The sequence below is a fragment of the Butyrivibrio sp. X503 genome (assembly GCF_003625475.1).
GTDB lineage: Bacteria > Bacillota > Clostridia > Lachnospirales > Lachnospiraceae > Butyrivibrio.
In genome coordinates, this window is sequence record NZ_RAIQ01000004.1 from 431352 (window position 1) to 453024 (window position 21673).

At 42.8% G+C, this 21673-nt stretch carries 18 protein-coding genes; 3 read left to right on the plus strand and 15 right to left on the minus strand.

What is annotated here, in order from left to right; genetic code table 11:
- Positions 1 to 117 precede the first annotated feature (117 nt).
- The 8 genes from D6853_RS10030 to D6853_RS10065 form a co-directional block, all read right to left on the minus strand.
- Positions 118 to 1416: a GHKL domain-containing protein gene (locus D6853_RS10030; RefSeq protein ID WP_120657864.1), complete on the minus strand. Its 1299-nt coding sequence runs from the start codon at positions 1414 to 1416 to the stop codon at positions 118 to 120.
- A 32-nt stretch (positions 1417 to 1448) separates the two neighbouring features.
- Complete coding sequence (locus D6853_RS10035; protein WP_120657865.1) at positions 1449 to 2156, minus strand: LytR/AlgR family response regulator transcription factor; 708 nt, start codon at positions 2154 to 2156, stop codon at positions 1449 to 1451.
- 535 nt (positions 2157 to 2691) lie between these two features.
- A complete protein-coding gene (locus D6853_RS10040; RefSeq protein WP_158588726.1) occupies positions 2692 to 5901 on the minus strand; it encodes a DEAD/DEAH box helicase in 3210 nt (1069 codons plus the stop codon).
- 107 nt (positions 5902 to 6008) lie between these two features.
- On the minus strand, positions 6009 to 6674 hold the full coding sequence (locus tag D6853_RS10045) for a hypothetical protein (RefSeq protein WP_120657867.1): 666 nt from the start codon (positions 6672 to 6674) through the stop codon (positions 6009 to 6011).
- A gap of 179 nt (positions 6675 to 6853) precedes the next feature.
- Positions 6854 to 7510, minus strand: coding sequence for a hypothetical protein (locus tag D6853_RS10050; protein WP_120657868.1), 657 nt, complete (start codon positions 7508 to 7510; stop codon positions 6854 to 6856).
- A 117-nt stretch (positions 7511 to 7627) separates the two neighbouring features.
- Positions 7628 to 9895, minus strand: a complete 2268-nt coding sequence (locus D6853_RS10055) for a transglutaminase-like domain-containing protein (protein WP_120657869.1) — start codon at positions 9893 to 9895, stop codon at positions 7628 to 7630.
- Positions 9825 to 10886: a DUF58 domain-containing protein gene (locus D6853_RS10060; protein ID WP_120657870.1), complete on the minus strand. Its 1062-nt coding sequence runs from the start codon at positions 10884 to 10886 to the stop codon at positions 9825 to 9827. Before D6853_RS10060 ends, D6853_RS10055 begins: the two co-directional genes overlap by 71 nt.
- Positions 10883 to 11806 carry an AAA family ATPase gene (locus D6853_RS10065; RefSeq protein ID WP_120657871.1) on the minus strand — a complete coding sequence of 308 codons (924 nt, stop codon included), beginning with the start codon at positions 11804 to 11806 and terminating at the stop codon, positions 10883 to 10885. Before D6853_RS10065 ends, D6853_RS10060 begins: the two co-directional genes overlap by 4 nt.
- A 164-nt stretch (positions 11807 to 11970) precedes the next feature.
- Here D6853_RS10065 and D6853_RS10070 point away from each other — a divergent pair, with 164 nt between their 5' ends.
- Positions 11971 to 12354, plus strand: a complete 384-nt coding sequence (locus D6853_RS10070) for a C-GCAxxG-C-C family protein (protein WP_243108334.1) — start codon at positions 11971 to 11973, stop codon at positions 12352 to 12354.
- Positions 12355 to 12364: 10 nt separating this feature from the next.
- Positions 12365 to 12862, plus strand: a complete 498-nt coding sequence (locus D6853_RS10075; protein ID WP_120657873.1) for a shikimate kinase — start codon at positions 12365 to 12367, stop codon at positions 12860 to 12862.
- Positions 12863 to 12919: 57 nt separating this feature from the next.
- Here D6853_RS10075 and D6853_RS10080 read toward each other — a convergent pair whose 3' ends face one another.
- The 7 genes from D6853_RS10080 to gap all read right to left on the minus strand — a co-directional run bounded on the left by D6853_RS10080 (position 12920) and on the right by gap (position 20638).
- Complete coding sequence (locus D6853_RS10080) at positions 12920 to 14122, minus strand: hypothetical protein (RefSeq protein WP_120657874.1); 1203 nt, start codon at positions 14120 to 14122, stop codon at positions 12920 to 12922.
- A 27-nt stretch (positions 14123 to 14149) separates the two neighbouring features.
- Positions 14150 to 14836 (minus strand): hypothetical protein, encoded by a 687-nt coding sequence (locus tag D6853_RS10085; protein WP_120657875.1) that lies wholly within the window; start codon positions 14834 to 14836, stop codon positions 14150 to 14152.
- A 36-nt stretch (positions 14837 to 14872) separates the two neighbouring features.
- Positions 14873 to 15553 carry a hypothetical protein gene (locus D6853_RS10090; RefSeq protein WP_120657876.1) on the minus strand — a complete coding sequence of 227 codons (681 nt, stop codon included), beginning with the start codon at positions 15551 to 15553 and terminating at the stop codon, positions 14873 to 14875.
- Between the two features lie 129 nt (positions 15554 to 15682).
- The gene (locus D6853_RS10095; RefSeq protein ID WP_120657877.1) at positions 15683 to 17236 is read right to left on the minus strand and encodes a sodium/proline symporter; all 1554 of its coding nucleotides are present in this window, start codon (positions 17234 to 17236) and stop codon (positions 15683 to 15685) included.
- Between the two features lie 150 nt (positions 17237 to 17386).
- Positions 17387 to 18133 (minus strand): triose-phosphate isomerase, encoded by a 747-nt coding sequence (gene tpiA / locus D6853_RS10100; RefSeq protein ID WP_120657917.1) that lies wholly within the window; start codon positions 18131 to 18133, stop codon positions 17387 to 17389.
- Positions 18134 to 18149: 16 nt separating this feature from the next.
- Entirely contained in the window at positions 18150 to 19385 is a 1236-nt protein-coding gene (locus D6853_RS10105; protein WP_120657878.1) for a phosphoglycerate kinase, read from the minus strand.
- Positions 19386 to 19612: 227 nt separating this feature from the next.
- The gene (gene gap, locus D6853_RS10110; protein ID WP_120657879.1) at positions 19613 to 20638 is read right to left on the minus strand and encodes a type I glyceraldehyde-3-phosphate dehydrogenase; all 1026 of its coding nucleotides are present in this window, start codon (positions 20636 to 20638) and stop codon (positions 19613 to 19615) included.
- Between the two features lie 205 nt (positions 20639 to 20843).
- On the opposite strand from gap, the gene D6853_RS10115 reads away from it, so the two are divergent.
- Positions 20844 to 21665: a histidinol-phosphatase HisJ family protein gene (locus D6853_RS10115; RefSeq protein WP_158588727.1), complete on the plus strand. Its 822-nt coding sequence runs from the start codon at positions 20844 to 20846 to the stop codon at positions 21663 to 21665.
- Positions 21666 to 21673 lie beyond the last annotated feature (8 nt).

Below are 21673 nucleotides of genomic sequence, written 5' to 3' on the forward strand. Positions count from 1 at the left end.
TATTCGCACTTTTATTAACCGAAAAGTGCAGGATATGTTTACTATAATTCGAGGTTATCACAATAAAAAAATCGTGCCGTTTTTGTCATAAACGGTACGATTTTTGTCGTGAACGGATTATTGCGGTATCAAAATTTTAAGCTCAAACCACTTGTCATTTACGCCAAAATTCAGCGTTCCGTGGTATTTTTCAACCGTATATCTGATACTCTTAAGTCCGAATCCGTGATTTCCTTTATCGGACTTGGTCGTCACGGGATATCCGTTCTTTATTGTCAGCCTGCTCTCGCAATAATTGTTTATTTGGATAAGGATAAAGTTCTTTTTCGGTGATATCGCGATATGGATCAGTCTCTTTTCCGGATCATCGATCAAAGATACATTCTCGATGGCATTATCCAGAGCATTTCCGAATATCGTACAGATATCCGCGACATGCATAAAATCAAGAATATTTCCGTCCGCGACACAGGTTATCTTTATGTTATTGGCGCGGCAGTTAAGCATCTTACCTGCAATAAGCGTATCGAGAACACTGTTACCCGTCTGAAGCTCCGGACTGTACGCCTCAAGCTCCTGCTCAAGCGTATCTATCCACTCTTTCCTCTCCTCTTCGCTCATCTCTGCACGAAGCCCCGCGATCTGGTGCTTAAGATCATGGTATTTCATATTTATCAGGTCAAAAGAGTTCTGATAGTTCCTGTACTTATCGTACTGGGCCTTAAGCATCGCATGAATATTTCTTAGCTCTTTTTCCGCAAGAAGCTCACAGATCCTGCTCTGATATACATAAAGGATCATGATACCCGCGATATCGACAAGCGTCCTGATGTAAAAGATATCTGCGGCAACCTCCGACGAAAACGGTGTGTTCTGCAAAATGAAACTTAGATTACTAAACGCAAATATCGCTGCGGCGATGACTATCGCGGCCCACAGTTCATGCGTATTGATCTCAAGCTGGTTAACGCCCCTTGTGATGCTGACTTCCATGTAATGAGCCCAGACAAAAACAAGCCCGTATACAGCGATAAAAATAATAACCTGTACGATCTTGGAAGGAGTCTTTGCAAGGAAATAGCATGCGAGCTGCCACTCGAGCGAAGCCGCAAACTCCGCAAGCAAAAACGCCCTCGCGCAGTAATAACCGATAACGTTCACCGTGACATCGCAGATAATGTACATATAGGCATACATAAAAACAACCGCGATAAGCATGCACGGGAGCCAGAAAACAACCGGAAGATTCTTGGTGAGCACAAGAAAAGCGCTCTGAATCACCAGCGCCAATATAGAATACAAAGTAAATCTCTTGTTATTAACTTTTCTTTTCAGAACAAAGCAATAGCTTACGCATGCAAGCCATTCCGCTATTGCCGTATATATTCTGGGAATATCCTGATAAATAGCGTCCACTTATGCGCCTCCAAATAATCCGGTATTTATGATCAAGATAATGAAGCCATATAATCCGTAAGAGCACTCATGAAATCACTCTTTCTTGCCCTGCTGATAAGGAGCTGCTTTCCTGCTATTATGCAGCTACCGTTCTCAACTCCGTCAACATATTTAAGATTAACAAGATAGCCCTTGTTACTCCTAAAGAATCCGTGCTTCGAAAGCTGCTCGTCGAAGTCTTTGAGCTTGGCTCTTATAGTGAATTCGCCTCCGCTTGTGTAGAAATTAAGATTGTGCCCCTCACTCTCTATGTAAAAGATATTGTCTATATCGAGCTTTTTTACGCCTGAAGGCATGTCTATGGAAATAATGTTATTGCTCTTTTTATTGAGTCTTCCTATCGCTCTTCCAAGCTTCTGGGAAAAAGCAAAGTAGCTAACGGGCTTAAGCACATAGTCGAGCGCATCGACCTGGTATCCCCTGATCGCATAGTTCGTCATATTGGTTATGAACATGATAACAACATCCTGATCGAGCTTACGTATCTCTTCTGCTGCCGTCATCCCGTCCATAAGCTTCATCTCGATATCCATCAGGATTATGTCAAACTGGCCTCTGTACCCGTTTGTTATCTCGTCTCCGTCGCGGAATCTGGTAATCTTGAAATAATGCCCACTCTCGCTCTGATACTTATTAACAAACTCAGTCAGCTGCTGTGCATATGCATCTTCATCTTCAACTATTGCAAGCTGGATCATGAACCCGTACTCCGTTTCTCATTTTAATTGCGCGCAATATAATAATACCTCACGCTGTCAAGTCCCCTTTTGTAGTCTAATGGTATTTTTTGACAAGTCTCGCGGTTATCAGCTCTCAGCATAATTATAACCTATATAACGTTTGCTTTATTATTAAAAAACAATAAATTGCCTCTAGCAAAATGCTCTTAAATCATGATCCGGCATGCATATTTGCTTTCTTCTCCAATATACATGCCTGGTTTTCGCAAAAAGTTGACGTAATATTGATAAACAGCATGTATATAAGCTAATACCCTTTTTTGGCATGTCGACTTTTCCCGGCGTAATCCTACAAAAGATAAAAATATGCAAAAATAAGCATGCCAAATCATCTTTGTTGATGATTTGGCATGCTTATTCCCTGTTTTTCATATTCTGTATTCTGATAATCCGGCAACCGGCCCCAATAAATCCGATCCCATGCATTATTACGCCGGCCTCTGTGGCACATCCAGCAAGCATTAACTCATTTGCCACAACGACACACATATCTCTATCCAAGCAGTTCGCGTAGCTGTTCTTTTGTAAGTGCCGCTGCTCCGAGCGTTCCTTCGTCAAGCAGCTCATCCGCAAGCTCTTTTTTCTTGTTCTGAAGATGGATGATCCTCTCCTCTATCGTATCTTGCATTATGAGCCTATATACCGTGACGACGTTCTTCTGTCCGATGCGGTGCGCTCTGTCGGTTGCCTGATTCTCGACCGCAATATTCCACCAGTGATCGAAATGAATGACGATGTCCGCCGCGGTCAGATTAAGTCCCGTTCCGCCCGCACGAAGCGAGATGCAGAACACCGGCGTATCGTCCTCCTGGAACGCATCAACAAGCCTTATTCTGTCCTCTTTCTTAGTTGCACCCGTCAAAAGATAATGCGCAATGCCCTCTTTCTTTAGAAGCTCCGTTATCCGCTCAAGCATTGTCGTAAACTGCGAGAAAAGAAGCACCTTGTGACCGCCCTCAGCTGCGCTCTTTATCATCTCTATAAGGAGATCTGCTTTGGCGCTTCCGCCCTTGTAATTATCATAAATAAGCCCCGGATCGCAGCAGATCTGGCGAAGCCTTGTAAGCTCCGACAAGATAACGATCCTGTCCTTCTTAATATCCTCTTCGCTCCTATCATCAACCATAAGCTTAACCCGCTGCAGATGCGCTTTGTAGAGCTTTTCCTGCTCATCCGTCATTGACGCGTAAATGTTCTCCTCAAGCTTATCCGGCAGGTCTTTTAACACATCCTTCTTAAGCCTCCTTAACACAAATGGCGCGATCATCTTCTTAAGTCTGTCTCTAGCCGCTTCATCTTTTTCCGAAACCAGAGGAAGCTCAATGCTATCATGGAAATGCTTATAAGTAAAAAGATATCCCGGCATGCAAAAGTCAAAAATGCTCCAAAGCTCGCTGAGCCTGTTCTCAATGGGTGTACCCGTAAGCGCAACCTTGAAAGAAGCACTTATGGATTTAACCGCCTTGGCGCCGAGCGTTCCCGGGTTCTTGATAAACTGCGCCTCGTCTATGATAATGCACTCAAAACCCTTGTATCTGTATAAGTCAATGTCTCTCCTCAGAAGATCATAGGATGTGATGACAACGTCAGTCTTCTCTTCTTCAAGCTCATCCAAGATCCTTACTCTGTCGGGCTTTATTCCGACCGCAAGCTCGCAGCTTAGCTCTCCCGTAAACCTCTCGATCTCATGCTTCCAGTTATAAACAAGAGATGCGGGGCATACGATGAGTGAGCACCTGTGCTTAGCACCTGCCTTACGATCGCTGTTTTTACCCGTCCCGGCTTCTGCTGCCGCCTCTTCTTTAAGACTTAGCAAAAGAGCCAGCACCTGCAGCGTCTTTCCAAGTCCCATATCATCTGCAAGTATTCCGCCAAAGCCGTTATGTTTAAGCGCCTGAAGCCAGAGATAACCTGTCTTTTGGTAGTCTCTGAGAACGTCTTTAAGGCTATCCGGAACCTCATAGGTCTTTTCCCCGATTCCGGAAAGAGATTCGATGAGCTTCTTGAAATCTCTGCTCTTGCCGATTCCGATGTAGCATTCCGCATCGTCGCTATCGTAAGCTTCGTCTGCGCCGTCAAAGCCTGCGCTTTCTGTGCCAGTCCTTGTCAGAGAATCTATGAACAGCGCCCTGTACGTAGGAACCTTGGCGTAGCCTTTCGCGATATCTTTTTCAGAAAGACCAAGTCCGTCTTTTAAGGTAAAAAGAGTATCGAAATTGCCGCTCTTTAAGTCTATTATCTCGCCGCTTTTAAGCTTGTAATATCTCTTTTTCCTATCGTATTTAGTAAGGATCTGCGCAAGCTCTTCGCTTGAGATCTCATCTGATACCATGGAAAGCTCAAGAAGATCCGATACTACGGACACTCCAAGCTTAACCTTCGGCGCCGCCGTGATCCTGACTTTCTTCACATTATCGGATAAATAAACTTCCCCGAATGTGCATAGCCTGGGCACATCCTCCGAAAGGAATTGATACAGCCTGTCATCGCCGTACAGCCCGCCCTCAAGAACAAAGAGCCCCTTCTCTTCATCTTTTTTGTCAAAATAAGGACTTATAAGCTTCGCCGTGTTGTTTTCCAGATAGTAATTGCGCCTGATATCGCTGTCTTCGTCATCGCGGTCGCGGCGCGCGCTACCCGATAAGATGCTAAAAGAAATCTCTCCGACACTCATACCATCTCTATCCTTGCCGTCAACGATAGCTCCTCTGTAAGTTGCCTTCACATCGCATGTTATCTTGTCCGGATCCGGCATATCGATATAGATCCCAAACTCCGGAACGTCGGGAGAATACTTCTCAGGCTCATAGCCGCTGCAGCTGACATTGAAATACTCGCTGAGTATGGGAAAAAGCCCCGTCGAAAACAGCGGCAGATCCTTGTCGGAAATAAAAAGCTCATTCTCCGTCCTTCTTGCAAGAAGAAAGCGCATGAAAGGAATGATGGCTTCGCAGTCGCTTCTTTCGATCATGTGAAGCATCTTTTTCCTCTCAAAAAAGATGTATGAATAGCCCTCAAACATAGTGAAGGCGTCTGATTCAAAGGTTATTCCCGTGTCGGTCTTACGGATTCTGAGGTCGATCGGAGGAAAAACTTTCACAACATCAAGCGGTCTTTCACTCGTATATCTCGCCCTGAAATCCGTATTGATAAAATACACACTTCCCGCAGCCTTGAAGAACTCATCAATCTCATGTCCCGTAAGTTCTATCTGCTTGGCATGTCCCTTGGCGTACGAATATGAGATCTCACCGCTTCCCGAATATGAAGTATACGGGTCGGCGAGCTGTTTTTCTCTGAAATATGCATAAAGAAATCTGATGATCCTTGCGGAATCTTCCGAAAATGCAGAAATATCGTGGGTAAACTGAAGGTGCTTACCGTAGCTTACAAAGCTTTTATCAGAAATCGCATGAAGAAGCTCGATGATATCCTTTAGGACATAGCTATGCCCCGTGCTGCCTGAGCGGATGTTAAAAGAAATAGTGAGCCTGTCCCTACTTAGAGATGCATGCGGCTCAAGTTCCACAAGAGATTCTTTCCTATAGAGCATAGGGACGTCACTCTTTGGTTCATATTCGCGAAGTAATCTCTTGGTCTCAAAAGAGGTATAGTGAAACTGCCCGGGAGCATCGGAAACAAACCGCCTCCCCGAGCCGGAAATATAGCCGTTTGTGAAGTTGTCGCGCGAATTGTTTGACATATGATTATATGATAGCATTAATGCTTATTTTTGTTCATAAGAAAAGAGAAACAGAATGGAGGCTTGGGGCTTCCATTCTGTTTCTTTTGTACACTTGATCATGATCATCAAATATAATAAATTTTAAAATCAATGCCTTTTAATCTCTTATATTCTTTTTCGAGATTTTGATACACGCTTTTTGCATCTCTTTGCTCTTTTTTGTAAGCACTATCGTTCGATTTATTCGAAGAGTTATAATATGCATAATATGAAGAACCATTTAACTGAGCATATTCCCTGTGTATCAATCTCCTTCCGTCAGAAGATACTATATACGTCTCATATGAATATGTAGATCCTTCGATATGACGAACATAGAATACCCCATCTTTATATTTTATAGAATCTTTTGTTTCAAGGGTACCTGCATATCTAACCGGTTCATTTTTTCTCTTAGTATAAAATGTATAGCTATTACTATTACCGGAACTGGTAACTATTAAAATCTCTCCGTCATAACCTACTGAATGTTTCCCTTCAGCATATGCATAACTACCATCTTTACAATTATCAAATTCACGAAAGATCTGCCAAAATTCATTGTATGATGTGGTTCCGGGATTATGGCTTCCTGATAAAGCAGACTCATTCTCCGCCATCGCAAACTCAACTGTTTCCTTGGTTTCAACAGGCATCATTCCCCTGATTGCCTGCGCTCCTACACATCCCGTAGCCGCAAGCATTCCTGCGGTCGCAAGTCCTGTTACTAAGTGTACTACTTTTTTATTCATTTCTGTCCCCTTTCCTTTTAGACAAGTGCCCCGACCAATACTTGATATTTGTAAGTCGGTCTGTTAATAAAACAAATGCGCGGAGTCTTCTAAAACTCCACGCATTTGTTATACCATGCTTCATATTTTGTTGTCAAATTTGTAATTATTTAGACGCATGATTTTTATAAGTTGTATTATTAAAAAATAGCATTTGCATTAGCATATCGATCCATGTAATCCATTAAAGACCATATGTCGGCGCTAAACTTTGTTCTTTGATTATTATCATGCGTGGATGGATTGTAGTATGCGTAAAATACATTATCTTTAAATGTTTGCCTGATATATTCCACATGTAAAAGTCTTTTACCGTCATCTGACACCGCATATGTCTCCACAGCACGATTGGCGGCGCCCTCAGTGTTAAATAACCATAAACGGTTTACATCACAACGTATAGGAGAATCTGATCTAAGCAGCCCTATACATTGTAAATAACCTTGTTCATTTCTGGTAAAGACGAATACTGAATAAAAACCATTGGTATGTTTTGCAATCCCATAAATTGCGCCATCGTAATGCAACCTTCCAAAATTACTATCTACCACGAAAGCCGAACTTTCATCACCAAAACGAGATTCCAAGACATCATATATATTTGTATACTCTGTAAGAAAGTAATAATCATTCTCACTACTGAAGGTCAAGCCTGAATCGTTATTCTCCTCCATCACATACTCAACTGTCTCTGTAATCTTCTGTCTACCTGTCGTCTGCACGCCTAAAAGGCCGGTAACCGCAAGCATTCCTGCTGATGCAAGGCATAGCGGTACCATTATTTTTTGTTTATTCATTTTTCTCTCCTTCCGCTCATAAGCGTTAAATTATGACAAGCTTATTTATAACATGATTCCCGTTACATCGTCAAACAGCACGCAAATTTATCATTGAACTTATTGCTCCTATGTATTTTACTTTTTTATTTTTCTGCTTAGCATCACATAAAGTTCCCTTGCTTTCTTAACATCTTCCTCAGTTATAGGCAAAGCACCGTCTCCGCCGTAGATAAGCCTGTAATATGCACCAAAAACTTCTTTTGCCTGCGTCTGAAATTCCGAGGGAATCCTCTTAACATATTCGAAAAGAAGGCCTCTGTCCGTATAGCTATCGCCGGATTTCTTACGCACTGCTTTCTTTATGCCCGCAATATCCATCTCAAGCTTTTTATCAAGCGAAGCCAGTCTGTATCTTATGCTTTGAACTACCTTAATACCAAACACCAGAACAAAAAGAAGTATTACCACACTTCCGATAACCGGCAGAACCACACGTATCAGCTCATACGCAAGACTCTTTTCTTTATTATCGCCATTGTCATCATCCGCTTTATCCGGCGTGATCACAGGGGCGTGACTTGGTTCATAGCCGTATTGTACCTGCTCAGTTTCTTCTGCGCGTACTCTGTTCCAGGCATTCTCTTCCTGAGTTCTGTATGCGCTTGTGGGCTCAAAGGGCACCCACCCGACGTTTTCTATATATGCCTCGGGCCAAGCGTGGGCGCATCTTCCGCTCACGTCATAAGAATCAGCTTTCTCAAACGGAAAAACATAGTGATATCCAACGCAGGCTCTCGCCGGAATTCCCGAAAGCCTAAGAAGCATCACCATAGAAGAAGTATAGTGTATGCAATATCCCTCTCCTGTCTCAAATAAAAAGCGCTCTGCAAGCGCACTTGCGCCCTTCGATGTGTTGATATCATAAGTCGTATTTCCGATGCTATCAACATCCGTTGAATACTTGTACTGCCTTAAGTATTTCTCTATGGTGCGGCACTTGTCGTAGTCGGAAGAAACGCCCTCCGTCAGCTCTTTTGCCAGGTTGGAAAGCTCTGTGCTTGCCCCGTTTGTATCAAGATACTCGAAAGCGGAATTAACCGAAAAGCCTTTTGCGCACACCGCGTCGTATTCTTCGCGGCTTACATACTTATCAAGATTCGGACCATACGTCTTCCTGAAATAATCGCACGCTTCGTCAAAAGACATCGCCTCCATGTTTTTTCCATTGTCTCTTAAAAGCTCCGAAAGGTACGGACTTCCGTAATCAATATTTAAATATGTCACGTTAAGCGCATATCCCTTTTTATGCACGGAGCTTGATCTTCCGCCTTCAACCGCCTTGCCCGCGGATTCAAGATAAAGCGCATTAAGAGGCGCGATCTCATCGTTAGTCTTAAGATAAGCATATTCAAGCTGAATCGAACCGATCTCGGAAAACAGCTTTGCCGTCTCATTATCAATGTTGTTGCTATGAAGGAAATTGACAAACGTTACTATCTGAGTCTTATCGCTTCCCTTACCGCCTGAAAGATAGATCGTCCTTCGCCTTTTTATCTTGGTCCCGCTCTCGTCCTCAAAGATAAAATACGGTCTTTCATAGGTCTTAAGCTTAAGCTGCGTAGTATCGGAAAGCGACACTCTTCCTCCCGTAACGCCAAGGTTACTGTAGCCGGACTTATACGTTCCGCCGCTGAAGATATCGGGCATGTAGTAGTTAAAAGAGCTTACGAGTCTGTCACCGAATTCAAGAGCTTTAGCCCAGTCTATTGGCTTTTCGGGCTTAGGGATAACCAAGACAAGAAACCCAAGTATCATGAAGAAATAAAAAGGAAAAGCTTCTGTTGTCTGAAACAGTTTTTTCTCGCAAAAGATCTTTTGAACCGAAGATAAGATCAGTATCAATATTGATACGAATAAAATCGTAGCCGTGATCTTGCCCGCAAATTCGGCATCTTTTTCAAAATAAAGATATAAAGACAAAGCGCCTAGCACAAAGCTTCCGATAGTGATTAACGATTTTTTCTTTGGAAGTAAAACGAAGACAATCCTTAAAACCGCGGCAAGAAGCGCCGAAGCTGCGATACTCTGAAATGCCGATTTATTTAATAAAAAGAATATGAGAATACTCGGTATAACCGAGAATACCGCGGAGACTCTTTTGCCCACGAACATCTCAAAAATATAGCCGATACCGGCATAGAACATAAAAAAGGCAATCGTCGCAAATATAAAGCTTTCGCTGTAGTACGCATCAAAAGAACTGCCAAGAAAGGTAAGGCTCTCAAGGCATATAACAAGAAGTGAAAAGACAAAAATATGAATCTGAAATTCATCAGATAACAGCGCAGTATTCTTCTCCGCTCTTTGGTCTTTCTCTGATGAGGATGATCGTTTCATCGCCATAACTGCTCCTGTCCGTAATCATCTCTTTTAGCTTGGTAACTTCCGCATCCGAACTATAGAAAATCCCGTCCGCGACGGTGTTGTAAAACTCAAGAAAACTCTCGTAGGAATTAACTGTTTTTTCTCTGATCGTACCCGACGGATAGATGAGCTTAATGGGAACGCCCTGCCCCGCAAAGTTAAATGCGCACGATACTATGAGTTCAAGGAAACGATCCCTGTCTTTCAGAAACTGTGTATCCCACTTGATCTCGGGAACGTCCGCCGCCTCGAGGATCATGGTGAGCGTTCGTTTTTCTTTTTTATCGGGAAGTCTTACTACGAGTTCTCCCAGCTTTGCCGAAATCTTCCAGTTGATCGACGAGATCGAATCGCCTTTTTCATACGCTCTCATATCGCTGCCCGGAATATCTTCATTCTGAACGGTGCTCTTAAGGCCTGTGCTGTTAACTATGTTCTCGATATCTACAATGCCATCGCCGACGTCCGTGATCCTCGGACTTACTATAGCCCTGAAGTTATACGGCACCTTAAATCTCACCGTAAAGATCCTAAAAGGATCGGTAAAAGAAACATTTCCCGCGCCGACATCGTAGGCCCCTGCGTATCTGCAGCTAAGGCCCGACTTAAGTTCTTTTCTCTTAAAAGAATCGAGACTAACCTCAGTTCCGTCCTCGATATCTTTGAGCACGCACCTGTCCACGTACGTCGTAAGCTTCATCCTGTGGATAGGAAGAACGCCGTCGTTTTCAAGCGCGAGCGTAAATTCATGCTCGTCGCCCTTTAGTACCTTGTGCACATCCATCGTCTGATAGATTGAAAGGAACTTGTAATTTATAAATATGTAGGCAAACGAAACGGGAATCAGAAGGAGCATGGCATAGAGCCACACAAAAGAGACCGCTCCTCCGAAAAAGCTTGAAAAGACCAGACTGGCGATAAGAAAAACAAGATATAGGCAAACGCCTTTTTTATGAAAAGTGATCCTCATGATACACTTACTTTCTCTAAAATCTGTTTTACCAGGAACTCCTTTTCAACTCTTCCCATCTTGGCCTGAGTCGTCAGGATGATCCTGTGCGGAAGCGTCATTGCTGCTGAGCTCGCGATATCCTCAGGAATACAATAGTCTCTTTCATCTACGTAAGCAAGCGCCTGCGCATATCTTAGCAATGACAAAAGAGCTCTCGAAGAAGCCCCGACAGCCACTTCGGCATTACTTCTCGTAGCCTCTACTATTTTTACGGCATATGACAAAAGGTCATCGTGAATGCTAACTTTCTCAGCCTCCGCGCGCATATCCAAAATATCTTTTCCCGAAAGAACAGGCTCTGTCTTGGCATGAAGCGTTCCTTCAAGGAAGCTCTTAGCCATGTTTACGGAAGCACTTGTCTCCGGGTATCCTACGGAAATCTTGATCATAAATCTGTCAAGCTGCGACTCGGGAAGCGGATAGGTTCCAGCCTGTTCTGAAGGATTCTGCGTTCCGATCACCATAAACGGCTGCGGAACCGGAATATCTTTTCCGTCTATAGTAACCTTGTGCTCTTCCATAACCTCCAGAAGAGCCGCCTGTGTCTTGGGCGATGTCCTGTTGAGCTCATCGGCAAGCACAATGCTGTTTACTATAGGTCCTTCCATGACCTTAAATTCGTTTTTGTTGGAATCGTACATTGAAAATCCCGTGATATCTGACGGTGTCGTATCCGGTGTACATTGAATTCTTGCAAAAGAAATAGAGAGCGCATCGGAAAGTGCCTTGGCAAGCGTCGTTTTTCCGACACCTGGAACATCTTCAAGCAGAACATGTCCGCCTGCGATGAGCGTCGCTATGACCTTGTCGATCACGTCGCCCTTTCCCACAATCCTCTCTTCCATGCATCTTTTAAGCCCCAAAACTTTTTCTCTCATACCTTCACCCCATACGTATTATTGATATTAATTATACCTTACAGTCGTATACTCAACCACTCATTTAAAGCTATATTATAATCAAACTTGCAATTATCACAATTAAGTTGTATAAAGATATGTGCTGCAAAACTAGATTATTATTTTGAGTGGGAGAAATGATTATGGCAGATAGAAAAGAACTTGCGGTAGAACTTAAGCACAACGGCCACAACTGCTGTCAGGCGGTGCTCGTTGCTTTTGCGGATAAGGTTGATTATTCCGAGGATGAACTTCGTAAAATGGGTGCTTCCTTTGGCATAGGAATGGGCTGCATGGAGGCTACATGCGGCGCACTTATCGGTGCTCAGATCCTCCTTGGGCTTATTAAATTCGACGGAAAGCCCGTCATCCGTGAGGCAGGCGAATTATATAAAGAGTTTGAAGCCACATGCGGTGCAGGCACATGCAAGATCCTCAAAGGGATCGAAACCGGTAAAGTGCTGTGTGAATGCGACGACTGCGTACGTAATGCCGTAGAGATACTTGAAAAACATATTGGAGAATAATAGGTAAAAAATGAAAAAGAACAATTTAATCCTGGTTGGTATGCCCGCATCGGGTAAAAGCACCGTCGGTGTCATACTTGCCAAAATCCTGGGTTACAATTTCGTTGACGCGGATATTGTTATCCAGAAAAAAGACGGACGTAAGCTGTCCGAGATAATTGAAGCCGAAGGAATCGAAGGCTTTATTGAGATTGAAAACAAAGTAAATTCTGAGATTGAAACAGAGAAGACCGTCATCGCAACAGGCGGAAGCGTTGTCTACGGAAAAGAAGCCATGGAGCACTACAAGAACATCGGTCAGGTAATCTACCTTAAGGTAGATATGGATATTCTTTCCAAGCGTCTTAGAAACGCCAAGCAGCGCGGAGTCGTTATGAGAAAAGATCAGTCTCTTATCTCTCTGTACAACGAAAGAAGTCCTTTATACGAAAAATACGCAGACATCACCATTGATGAAAAAGATCATTCGATGGAGGAAGTCATCGCGGACATACTAGCAAAGATCTAAATAAAAACAGAGCATGGAAATCTAAGTTCCATGCTCTGTCTTCATTTTAAACTATTTTTACTTCCAAGCTGTCAGATTAAAACTGATCTCAGATGCGCTGTTGTAAGCATCCCAAAGCTTTGAATCATTGAATTTACCTGTATAATCAACTCTCTTGCTCTGATCGGATGAATCATTTGTATATCCCCAATTTGATTTATTGACGTAGTCTTTATGAACAAGCTCTTTTCCGTCGGGAGTGATCAAATATGTCTCAAAAGAGTTTTCGTTGCAAGCATAGATAACTCCGTCCTTGATCTTTACGGGGTGAGTTCCGTCCGTGTAAAGGAATCCGGCAACTCTTACGTTCTCACCGTCTTTTTTAGTAAAGAAATAAACGCATCTTGGCTCGTTCTTTGGCTGAACGGCCAATACATCACCGTCATAATTTCCTACTTTTACTTTTGCATAATTGCAGCGCTGAGAATCTAAGTTATCGATACAATTTTGGAAATCAGTATAAAATGACAGAGTTCCAATGCTTTTCCAATTACCGCATAGAGAAAGGCTGGAATCATTTGCTTCTCTGGGCATTTCTTTCATTGTCAGGTCGATTTCCGAAGCTCTGTAATAATTATCCCTAAGCTCGTGATATTCCTTTTGTCCGCCTGTAAATTCTATTCTGTTTTCCTCTTTATTTGTATCATTGGTGTATCCCCAAAGATCATCATTTACATAATCCTTATGAACAAGTTCTTTTCCGTCTGAAGATAAAATATATGTCTCATAAGAATCATAATTACAAGCATAGATGACTCCATCCTTTATCCTGAGAGGATGGTTTCCATCTGTTTTTAAGTAACCTGCAAGTGTAACACCATCTTTGCCTTGAGTATAAAAATGCGCCTCGTATATGTCATTTCCGGCTTCTTTTAATTCGAGTGTGTTAGGGAAGGTAATTCCATTGATGGTCGATCCGTTACTTCCATCCTGTGTAATCATCAACACTAATCCATCGTAGCCTTTAAGATAAATATAAGCATATCTGTCACCAAAGCAACTACGTGCGATTTCTTCATCAAAGGTTTTACACCCTGAAGCAATTCCTATTCTTCCACTGTCTCCACATTCAGATAAACTGGACGCGTTCTCTTTTACCTTGTACTCTACAGTTTCAGTTGTCTCTGTATTTGCCGGCGCCTGCGCTCCCACAATTCCTGTAAGCGCGAGCACTCCTGCTGATGCAAGGCCTGCAAATAACGTTAATCCTCTTCTTTTCACTGTTTTCCCTCTTTCCTTGATTGTTTTTTATTTGTTATATTTGAATTCTATATCTGATGCACTTTCATATTTTTTGCTTAACTCATATCCCCCTTTCATTCCTCCATTAAAAGAATGTCTATTATTTTCGTCACTTGTATCATTGGTATATCCCGTATTATCTACAAAATCAATATAATCTTTATGAACAAGTTCTTTTCCATCAGGAGTTAATATATACGTCTCATATGTCATTTCATTACATGCATATATTACTCCGTCTTTAATTTTGATAGGCTTTTCTGCATCCAGATATCCGGCTAATATAATATGTCCATTTCGATCTTTAGTATAAAAGCTCACAGAATATGCTGTGTTTCCTGCTCTATGAGATGCTTCATAATCAGTCGCATTATGCCAGTTTTTTACAATATTATCCTTGGATATTGCCAGAACATCTCCTTTATATCCTTTAACATAAACCATAGCATATCTTGAACATGGCTCTTGCGCCTCTCCCCTAATACATTGCTCAAAGCTATTATATCTTGTATACGTTCCAATCAATTTTTTGTTTCCACATTCAGATAAACTGGACGCGTTCTCTTTTACCTTGTACTCTACAGTTTCAGTTGTCTCTGTATTTGCCGGTGCCTGCGCTCCCACAAGTCCTGTAAGTGCCAGTGCACCTGCAGATGCAAGGCCTGCAAATAACGTTAATCCTCTTCTTTTCACTGTTTTCCCTCTTTCCTTTTTATTATCATATTTCCTTTATTTTCCTGTATAAGACCCAATCTTAACTACATCTGCATTGTAGTAGTTTTCCCAAAGAGCCACATAATCATCATAATCGCCTTCGAAAGCAACCTGGTTACTTTCAATATTTGAATCGTTGGTGAATCCCCAGAGATCATCATTTACATAATCCTTATGTATAAGTCTCTTTCCGTCAGGTGATATCAAATATGTCTCATAGGATTCTTCTATATGATAGTCGTTGTCTTCTGCATTGCAGGCATAGATAATACCGTCCTTATATCTTAGATCAAGGTCTGTTGAAAGAAATCCGGCACATCTGACCTTTTTCTCTCCGTTCTTTCTTGTAAAGAACCAATACTGACCACCGTCCTTCTTGTCAGCATCGTCATCATGCTGCTTGGAAACAAGGACCGCTCCGTCAAAGCCCTTTACATAAATCAAAGCAAATCCGTCTGAATTATTAGCATGTGGAGCCCACTCAGTCACTTCCCAAATTTCAGAAAAATCTGTCTCACCACGAGTTGTACCTGCCTTTTCTTCACAACTTGTCAAGCTTGAATAATTGCTCTCGATCTTGCACTCTACAGTTTCGATGCCCTGTACCTGCGCCTTTGTTACCGCGCCGGCAAGTCCTGTCACTGCAAGCATGCCTGCGGCAATACCCGCAAATATCTTTAATCCTCTTCTTCTCATAGTTTTCCCTCTTTCCTTTAATATTTTTAATAATAATAGCATGGATATTTGTATACCCATGCTATTTGTTATACCATTATTCACATTTGATTGTCAAGTTTGTAACCTTTTAGTTTATCAATATATCGTTTATGACATTTTGGCCACGTGATCAAATTCGTCTGTAATCTCCTGCTCAGGCGCTTTTGTAAGAAGACTTACTATCACAATAACGATGATTGCAACTAGAAACGCAGGTGCAAGCTCATACAGATCCCATGCGCCACCCATGGGCCTTACGGCGTATTTCCAAATAAATACCATGACTCCTCCTGCTAACATACCCGCAATCGCTCCGTAACGATTTGTCCTCTTCCAGTACAGTGAAAGAAGCATTATAGGTCCGAACACAGCTCCGAATCCTGCCCAGGCGAAAGATACAATTCCAAATACAGAGCTTTCGGGATCCCAAGCAATTATAACTCCGAGCACGGCAACTGCGATAAGTGTTGCTCTTGCAGTGATCATAGCAGCGGTCTCGGAAAGATTTATCCCGAAGGTCTCCTGAATGATATTTTCAGAAACAGAAGATGAAGCAGCAATAAGCTGTGAATCCGCTGTAGACATTGTTGATGCAAGGATACCTGCAAGAACAAGGCCTGCAAGAAGAGCAAATATAAATCCGTTTTCACTTATCTTTTGTGCTAGTACAATAATAAGCTTCTCTGCTTCCGATGAACTTGAAGGATCATCTGCCTTAATCAGGCTTGAAAGCTCTCCTCCGACTGTGAGTGCTCTTCCGACAACACCGATAAATACTGCAATTGCAAGTGAGAACACTACCCAAACGGAAGCAATTCTTCTCGAAAGCTTAAGCTCTGAGGACTTTCTGATAGCCATAAATCTAAGTAAGATATGCGGCATTCCAAAATATCCAAGTCCCCAGCAGAACATTGTTATCTTGTTGAAGATTCCGTAAGGAGCCGCTGTACTGTCTGCATTTACATGCGTAGCATTCATGCTAAGATATCCTGCAAGCGAAGCCGCATTTTCTTTTACCGCGCCGAATCCTCCTGCGGTCACAACACCGTATCCAAGAATGAAGAAAAGAGCCGCTGTCATAACAATGGACTGAATGAAGTCAGTCTTGGAAGCCGCAAGAAATCCACCTGTTGTTGTATATCCGACTATGATAACAGCCGATGCCATCATGGCAAGCTGATAATTAACTCCGAAGAATGATGAAAAGAGCTTTCCGCAAGCCGCAAATCCTGATGCTGTGTAAGGCACGAAGAATACAAGAATGAAAAATGCGCCTATGCACAAAATGATATTGCTGTTATCTTTAAATCTCTTTTTGAAATAATCAGGGATTGTGATGGCATCGAGCTTCTCCGTATAGTTACGAAGCCGTCTTGCCGTGAAAAGCCAGTTAAGATAAGTTCCGGCGATAAGTCCGAGGCACGTCCAACCTGCATCTGCAATTCCCGAAAGATATGCAAGTCCGGGTACGCCCATCAATAGATAAGCACTCATATCCGATGCTTCCGCGCTCATAGCGGTAACGAATGGTCCGAGCTTTCTTCCCCCCAAATAGAAATCCTTGACGTCATTGGTCTCTCTTGAGCTTACAAAGCCTACAAGAAGCATCCCCGCAAGGTAGACAAAAATGGAAATAATAATGCCGATCTGAGATAGTGTCATTTTATTTTTCCCCTTTCTATAACCCAATACTTTATTAGTTTATCAAATTAAAATGTGTGAGTAAATATTCACCTTTCGTAAATCTTTAGATTCTGAACAAAAAAATAACCCCATGCGGTATAAACCGCATGGGGTTTGTTATGCATATGATCATGCGTTAACGATCTTGCCGAAGTCGGGCTTAAGGCTTGCGCCACCGATAAGTCCGCCGTCGATGTTGGGCTTTGAAAGAAGCTCAGCAGCGTTGCCGGCATTCATTGATCCGCCGTACTGAATACGAACTTCATCAGCTGTAGCCTGATCATAGAGCTTAGCGATAAGCTCACGGATAAGCTTACATACTTCTTCAGCCTGATCTGCTGTAGCTGTCTCACCTGTTCCGATAGCCCAGATAGGCTCGTAAGCGATAACAAGCTTCTTAACCTGATCAGCTGTTACACCGTCAAGATCCCAAGTGATCTGTCTCTCGATCCACTCTTTGTAAGTATCAGCCTTACGAAGAGCAAGAGACTCACCACAGCAAAGGATAGGTGTAAGGCCTGAAGCAAATGCCTTCTTAACCTTCTGGTTGATAAGGATATCGTTCTCTCCGAAGATATCTCTTCTCTCTGAATGTCCGATGATGATGTACTCAACACCTGCATCCTTGAGCATAGGAGCTGAAATCTCTCCTGTGTATGCACCGCTGTCTACGATGTAGAAGTTCTCAGCACCAACGTGTACGTTTGTGCCCTTAACAGCCTCTACAACGGGTACGATGTCGATTGCGGGTACGCAATATACAACATCTACAGCGTCATTCTTAACAAGATCTTTAAGCTCATTACAAAGAGCAACAGCCTCACTGGGAGTCTTGTTCATCTTCCAGTTTCCTGCAATAATTCTTCTACGTGCCATTATGTTCACCTCATTCTCATCTATTGTCTGCAGCATATACGCCGGGAAGCTTCTTACCTTCAAGGAACTCAAGTGAAGCTCCACCACCTGTTGAAATGTGGCTCATCTTATCAGCATATCCAAGCTGGTTAACAGCTGCTGCACTATCACCACCACCGATGATCGTTGTAGCAGATGTCTCTGAAAGTGCCTTAGCAACTTCCTTGGTACCTGTAGCAAGAACAGGGTTCTCGAATACACCCATAGGTCCGTTCCATACTACTGTCTTAGCAGACTTAACTGCATCAGCGTAAAGAGCGATTGTCTTAGGTCCGATATCTGCACCCTCTTTGTCAGCAGGGATCTTATCAGCATCAACGATTGTTGTAGCGATTGAAGGATCGTCGATAGGATTCGGGAAATCATCGATGCAAACTGTATCGATAGGAAGAAGGAGCTTCTTGCCTGACTTCTCAGCCTTCTCCATCATTTCCTTACAATAATCAATCTTAGTCTCATCAAGGAGTGACTTACCGATCTCATATCCCTTAGCCTTAAGGAATGTGTAAGCCATACCACCACCGATGATAAGTGTATCGCACTTCTCAAGAAGTGTGTTGATAACGTTAAGCTTGTCTGCTACCTTAGCACCGCCGAGGATAGCTACGAAAGGTCTTACAGGATTCTCAACCGCATTTCCGAGGAAATCGATCTCTTTCTGCATAAGGTATCCAACTACGTTGTTACCACCCTTTTCAGTGATGAACTTTGTAACGCCTGCAACTGAAGCGTGTGCTCTGTGAGCTGAACCGAAAGCATCGCATACATAGTCGTCAGCAAGATCAGCAAGCTCTTTTGCAAAAGCATCTCCAGCCTCTTCAGGCTTAGTCTCTTCTTTGCCTCTGAAACGAGTATTCTGAAGAAGTACAACATCTCCCTCGTTCATAGCTTCTACAGCTGCTGTAGCGTCAGCACCTGTTACGTTGTAATCGGCAATGAACTTAACGTCCTTGCCAAGCTTCTCTGAAAGTCTCTTTGCAACGGCTGCAAGTGACTCGCCCTCGTTGGGGCCGTTCTTAACCTTTCCAAGGTGTGAGCAAAGGATAACCTTTCCTCCGTCAGCGATAAGCTTCTTGATTGTAGGAAGAGCTGCAACGATTCTTGTCTCGTCAGTGATCTCGCCGTTCTTAAGAGGTACGTTGAAATCGCAACGAACAAGTACGCGTCTGCCCTTTACGTTGATGTCATCTACGGATTTCTTATTTAATCCCATATTTGTTCTCCTTTGTAATTGAAAAAAGATCCCGGTCCGCTAGGACCAGGACCCTTTAATGGTTTTTATATAGTGGTTGTACTTAGGCTTGTGAAGGACCAGCAAGGGGCTTTCACAAGGAGGTTCCGCTCTCGCGCTTCCTCACTTCACAAGGAAGTTCGACTCTCACACTTCGTGTTCGATCGAACTAAGTAGTACACTAGGTTCGAAAAGACCGAACCAAGTGATTACTTAACGAACTTCTCGAAGTACTTGATTGTACGAACCATCTGTGATGTGTATGAGTTCTCGTTGTCATACCATGAAACAACCTGAACCTCATAGAGGTCATCACCGATCTTGTTAACCATTGTCTGTGTAGCATCGAAGAGTGAACCATATGTCATTCCAACGATATCAGATGAAACAATCTCATCCTCGTTGTATCCGAATGTCTCAGGATCAGAAGCCTTCTTCATAGCCTCGTTGATAGACTCCTTAGTTACCTCTGTGCTTGACTTAACAACTGCGAAGAGAAGTGTTGTTGAACCTGTAGGAACAGGAACTCTCTGAGCAGCTCCGATGAGCTTGCCGTTAAGTTCAGGGATAACAAGGCCGATAGCCTTAGCAGCACCTGTTGAGTTAGGAACGATGTTAACAGCGCCTGCACGTGCTCTTCTAAGGTCACCCTTTCTCTGAGGTCCGTCAAGGATCATCTGATCACCTGTGTAAGCGTGGATTGTTGCCATGATACCAGACTGGATAGGTGCATAATCGTTAAGAGCCTTAGCCATAGGTGCAAGGCAGTTTGTTGTGCAAGATGCAGCTGAGATGATGTTGTCCTCTGCTGTAAGTGTGTTGTGGTTAACGTTATATACGATTGTAGGAAGATCATTTCCTGCAGGAGCAGAAATAACAACCTTCTTAGCACCGGCATCGATATGAGCCTGTGCCTTAGCCTTGGATGTATAGAAACCTGTGCACTCAAGAACTACGTCTACACCGATCTGTCCCCAAGGAAGGTTCTTAGCGTCTGCCTCTTTGTAAATTGTGATCTCTTTGCCGTTAACTGTGATTGAGTTCTCGCTGTAAGATACCTTATCAGCGTACTTGTACTTGCCCTGTGATGAATCATACTTAAGAAGATGAGCAAGCATCTTAGGATCTGTAAGATCGTTGATTGCTACGATCTCTGTTCCCTCATGCTCAAACATCTGTCTGAAAGCAAGACGTCCGATACGACCAAAACCATTGATTGCTACTTTAACTGCCATTTTAAGTTCCTCCTAAAATGAATTTAATTAATATAATTGCTGTTACATTAAATATCATAAGAATTGATAATTTTTTATCAGCAACTCTAATTCTAATAAAAAATGTGGCATAAATCAAGTAAGAATATTAAAATAATCCTGAGGAAATTCGACCGACAAAATTATGTTTTTCCTAACTCATTTTTATAAAGAACGGAGTGATACAATGATCCCAACATCAGATTACCATCTACACACACATAACTCCACAGACAGCACGGCTTCAATGGAATCTATGATAGAGAGCGCTCTGTCAAAGGGACTTACCGATATTTGTTTTACGGATCACCTTGATCTGGATTATCCTCACTACGACGAACTTCCCAAAGATGCATTTAAGCTTGATGCCAAAGCTTATCATAAAGAAATCTCTTTTTACCGTGAAAAATACAAGGACAAGATCCACATAGGATACGGTGTCGAGGTCGGTATGCAGACACATATCGCCAAAGAAAACTCTGATTTCATCAAGGCAGAACCTTTCGATTTCGTCATCGCATCGATCCATCTGATAAACAGAAAAGACCCTTACTATCCCGACTTCTGGGATGGCGTCGACCCGGCGAAGATCCTAAAAGACTACTTCGAGCTCACGCTTGAAAACCTCAAAGCTTTCGAAGACTACGACGTCCTGGGACACCTCGATTATCTTACACGCTATGTTCCTGACGGTGATAATTCCTATTATTCATACCAAAGATACCATGAGGAGATTGATGCAATTCTCCTTCATATTATTAAGAACGGCAAGGGCCTTGACCTTAATTCAAAGCCTATATTCAAAGGGGCAACGGATCCCAATCCGCACCGCGACGTGCTTAAGAGATATAAAGAACTCGGCGGAAGGATCATCACCCTTGGCTCCGACGCCCACAAACCGGAAGGCGTGGCAGGTTCTTTTGACGTGTTAAAAGAAATTGCTATATCCTGCGGGTTTGACGAATATTGCACCTTCGAAAAAAGAACCCCCATATTCCACAAGCTCTAAAACGCAAG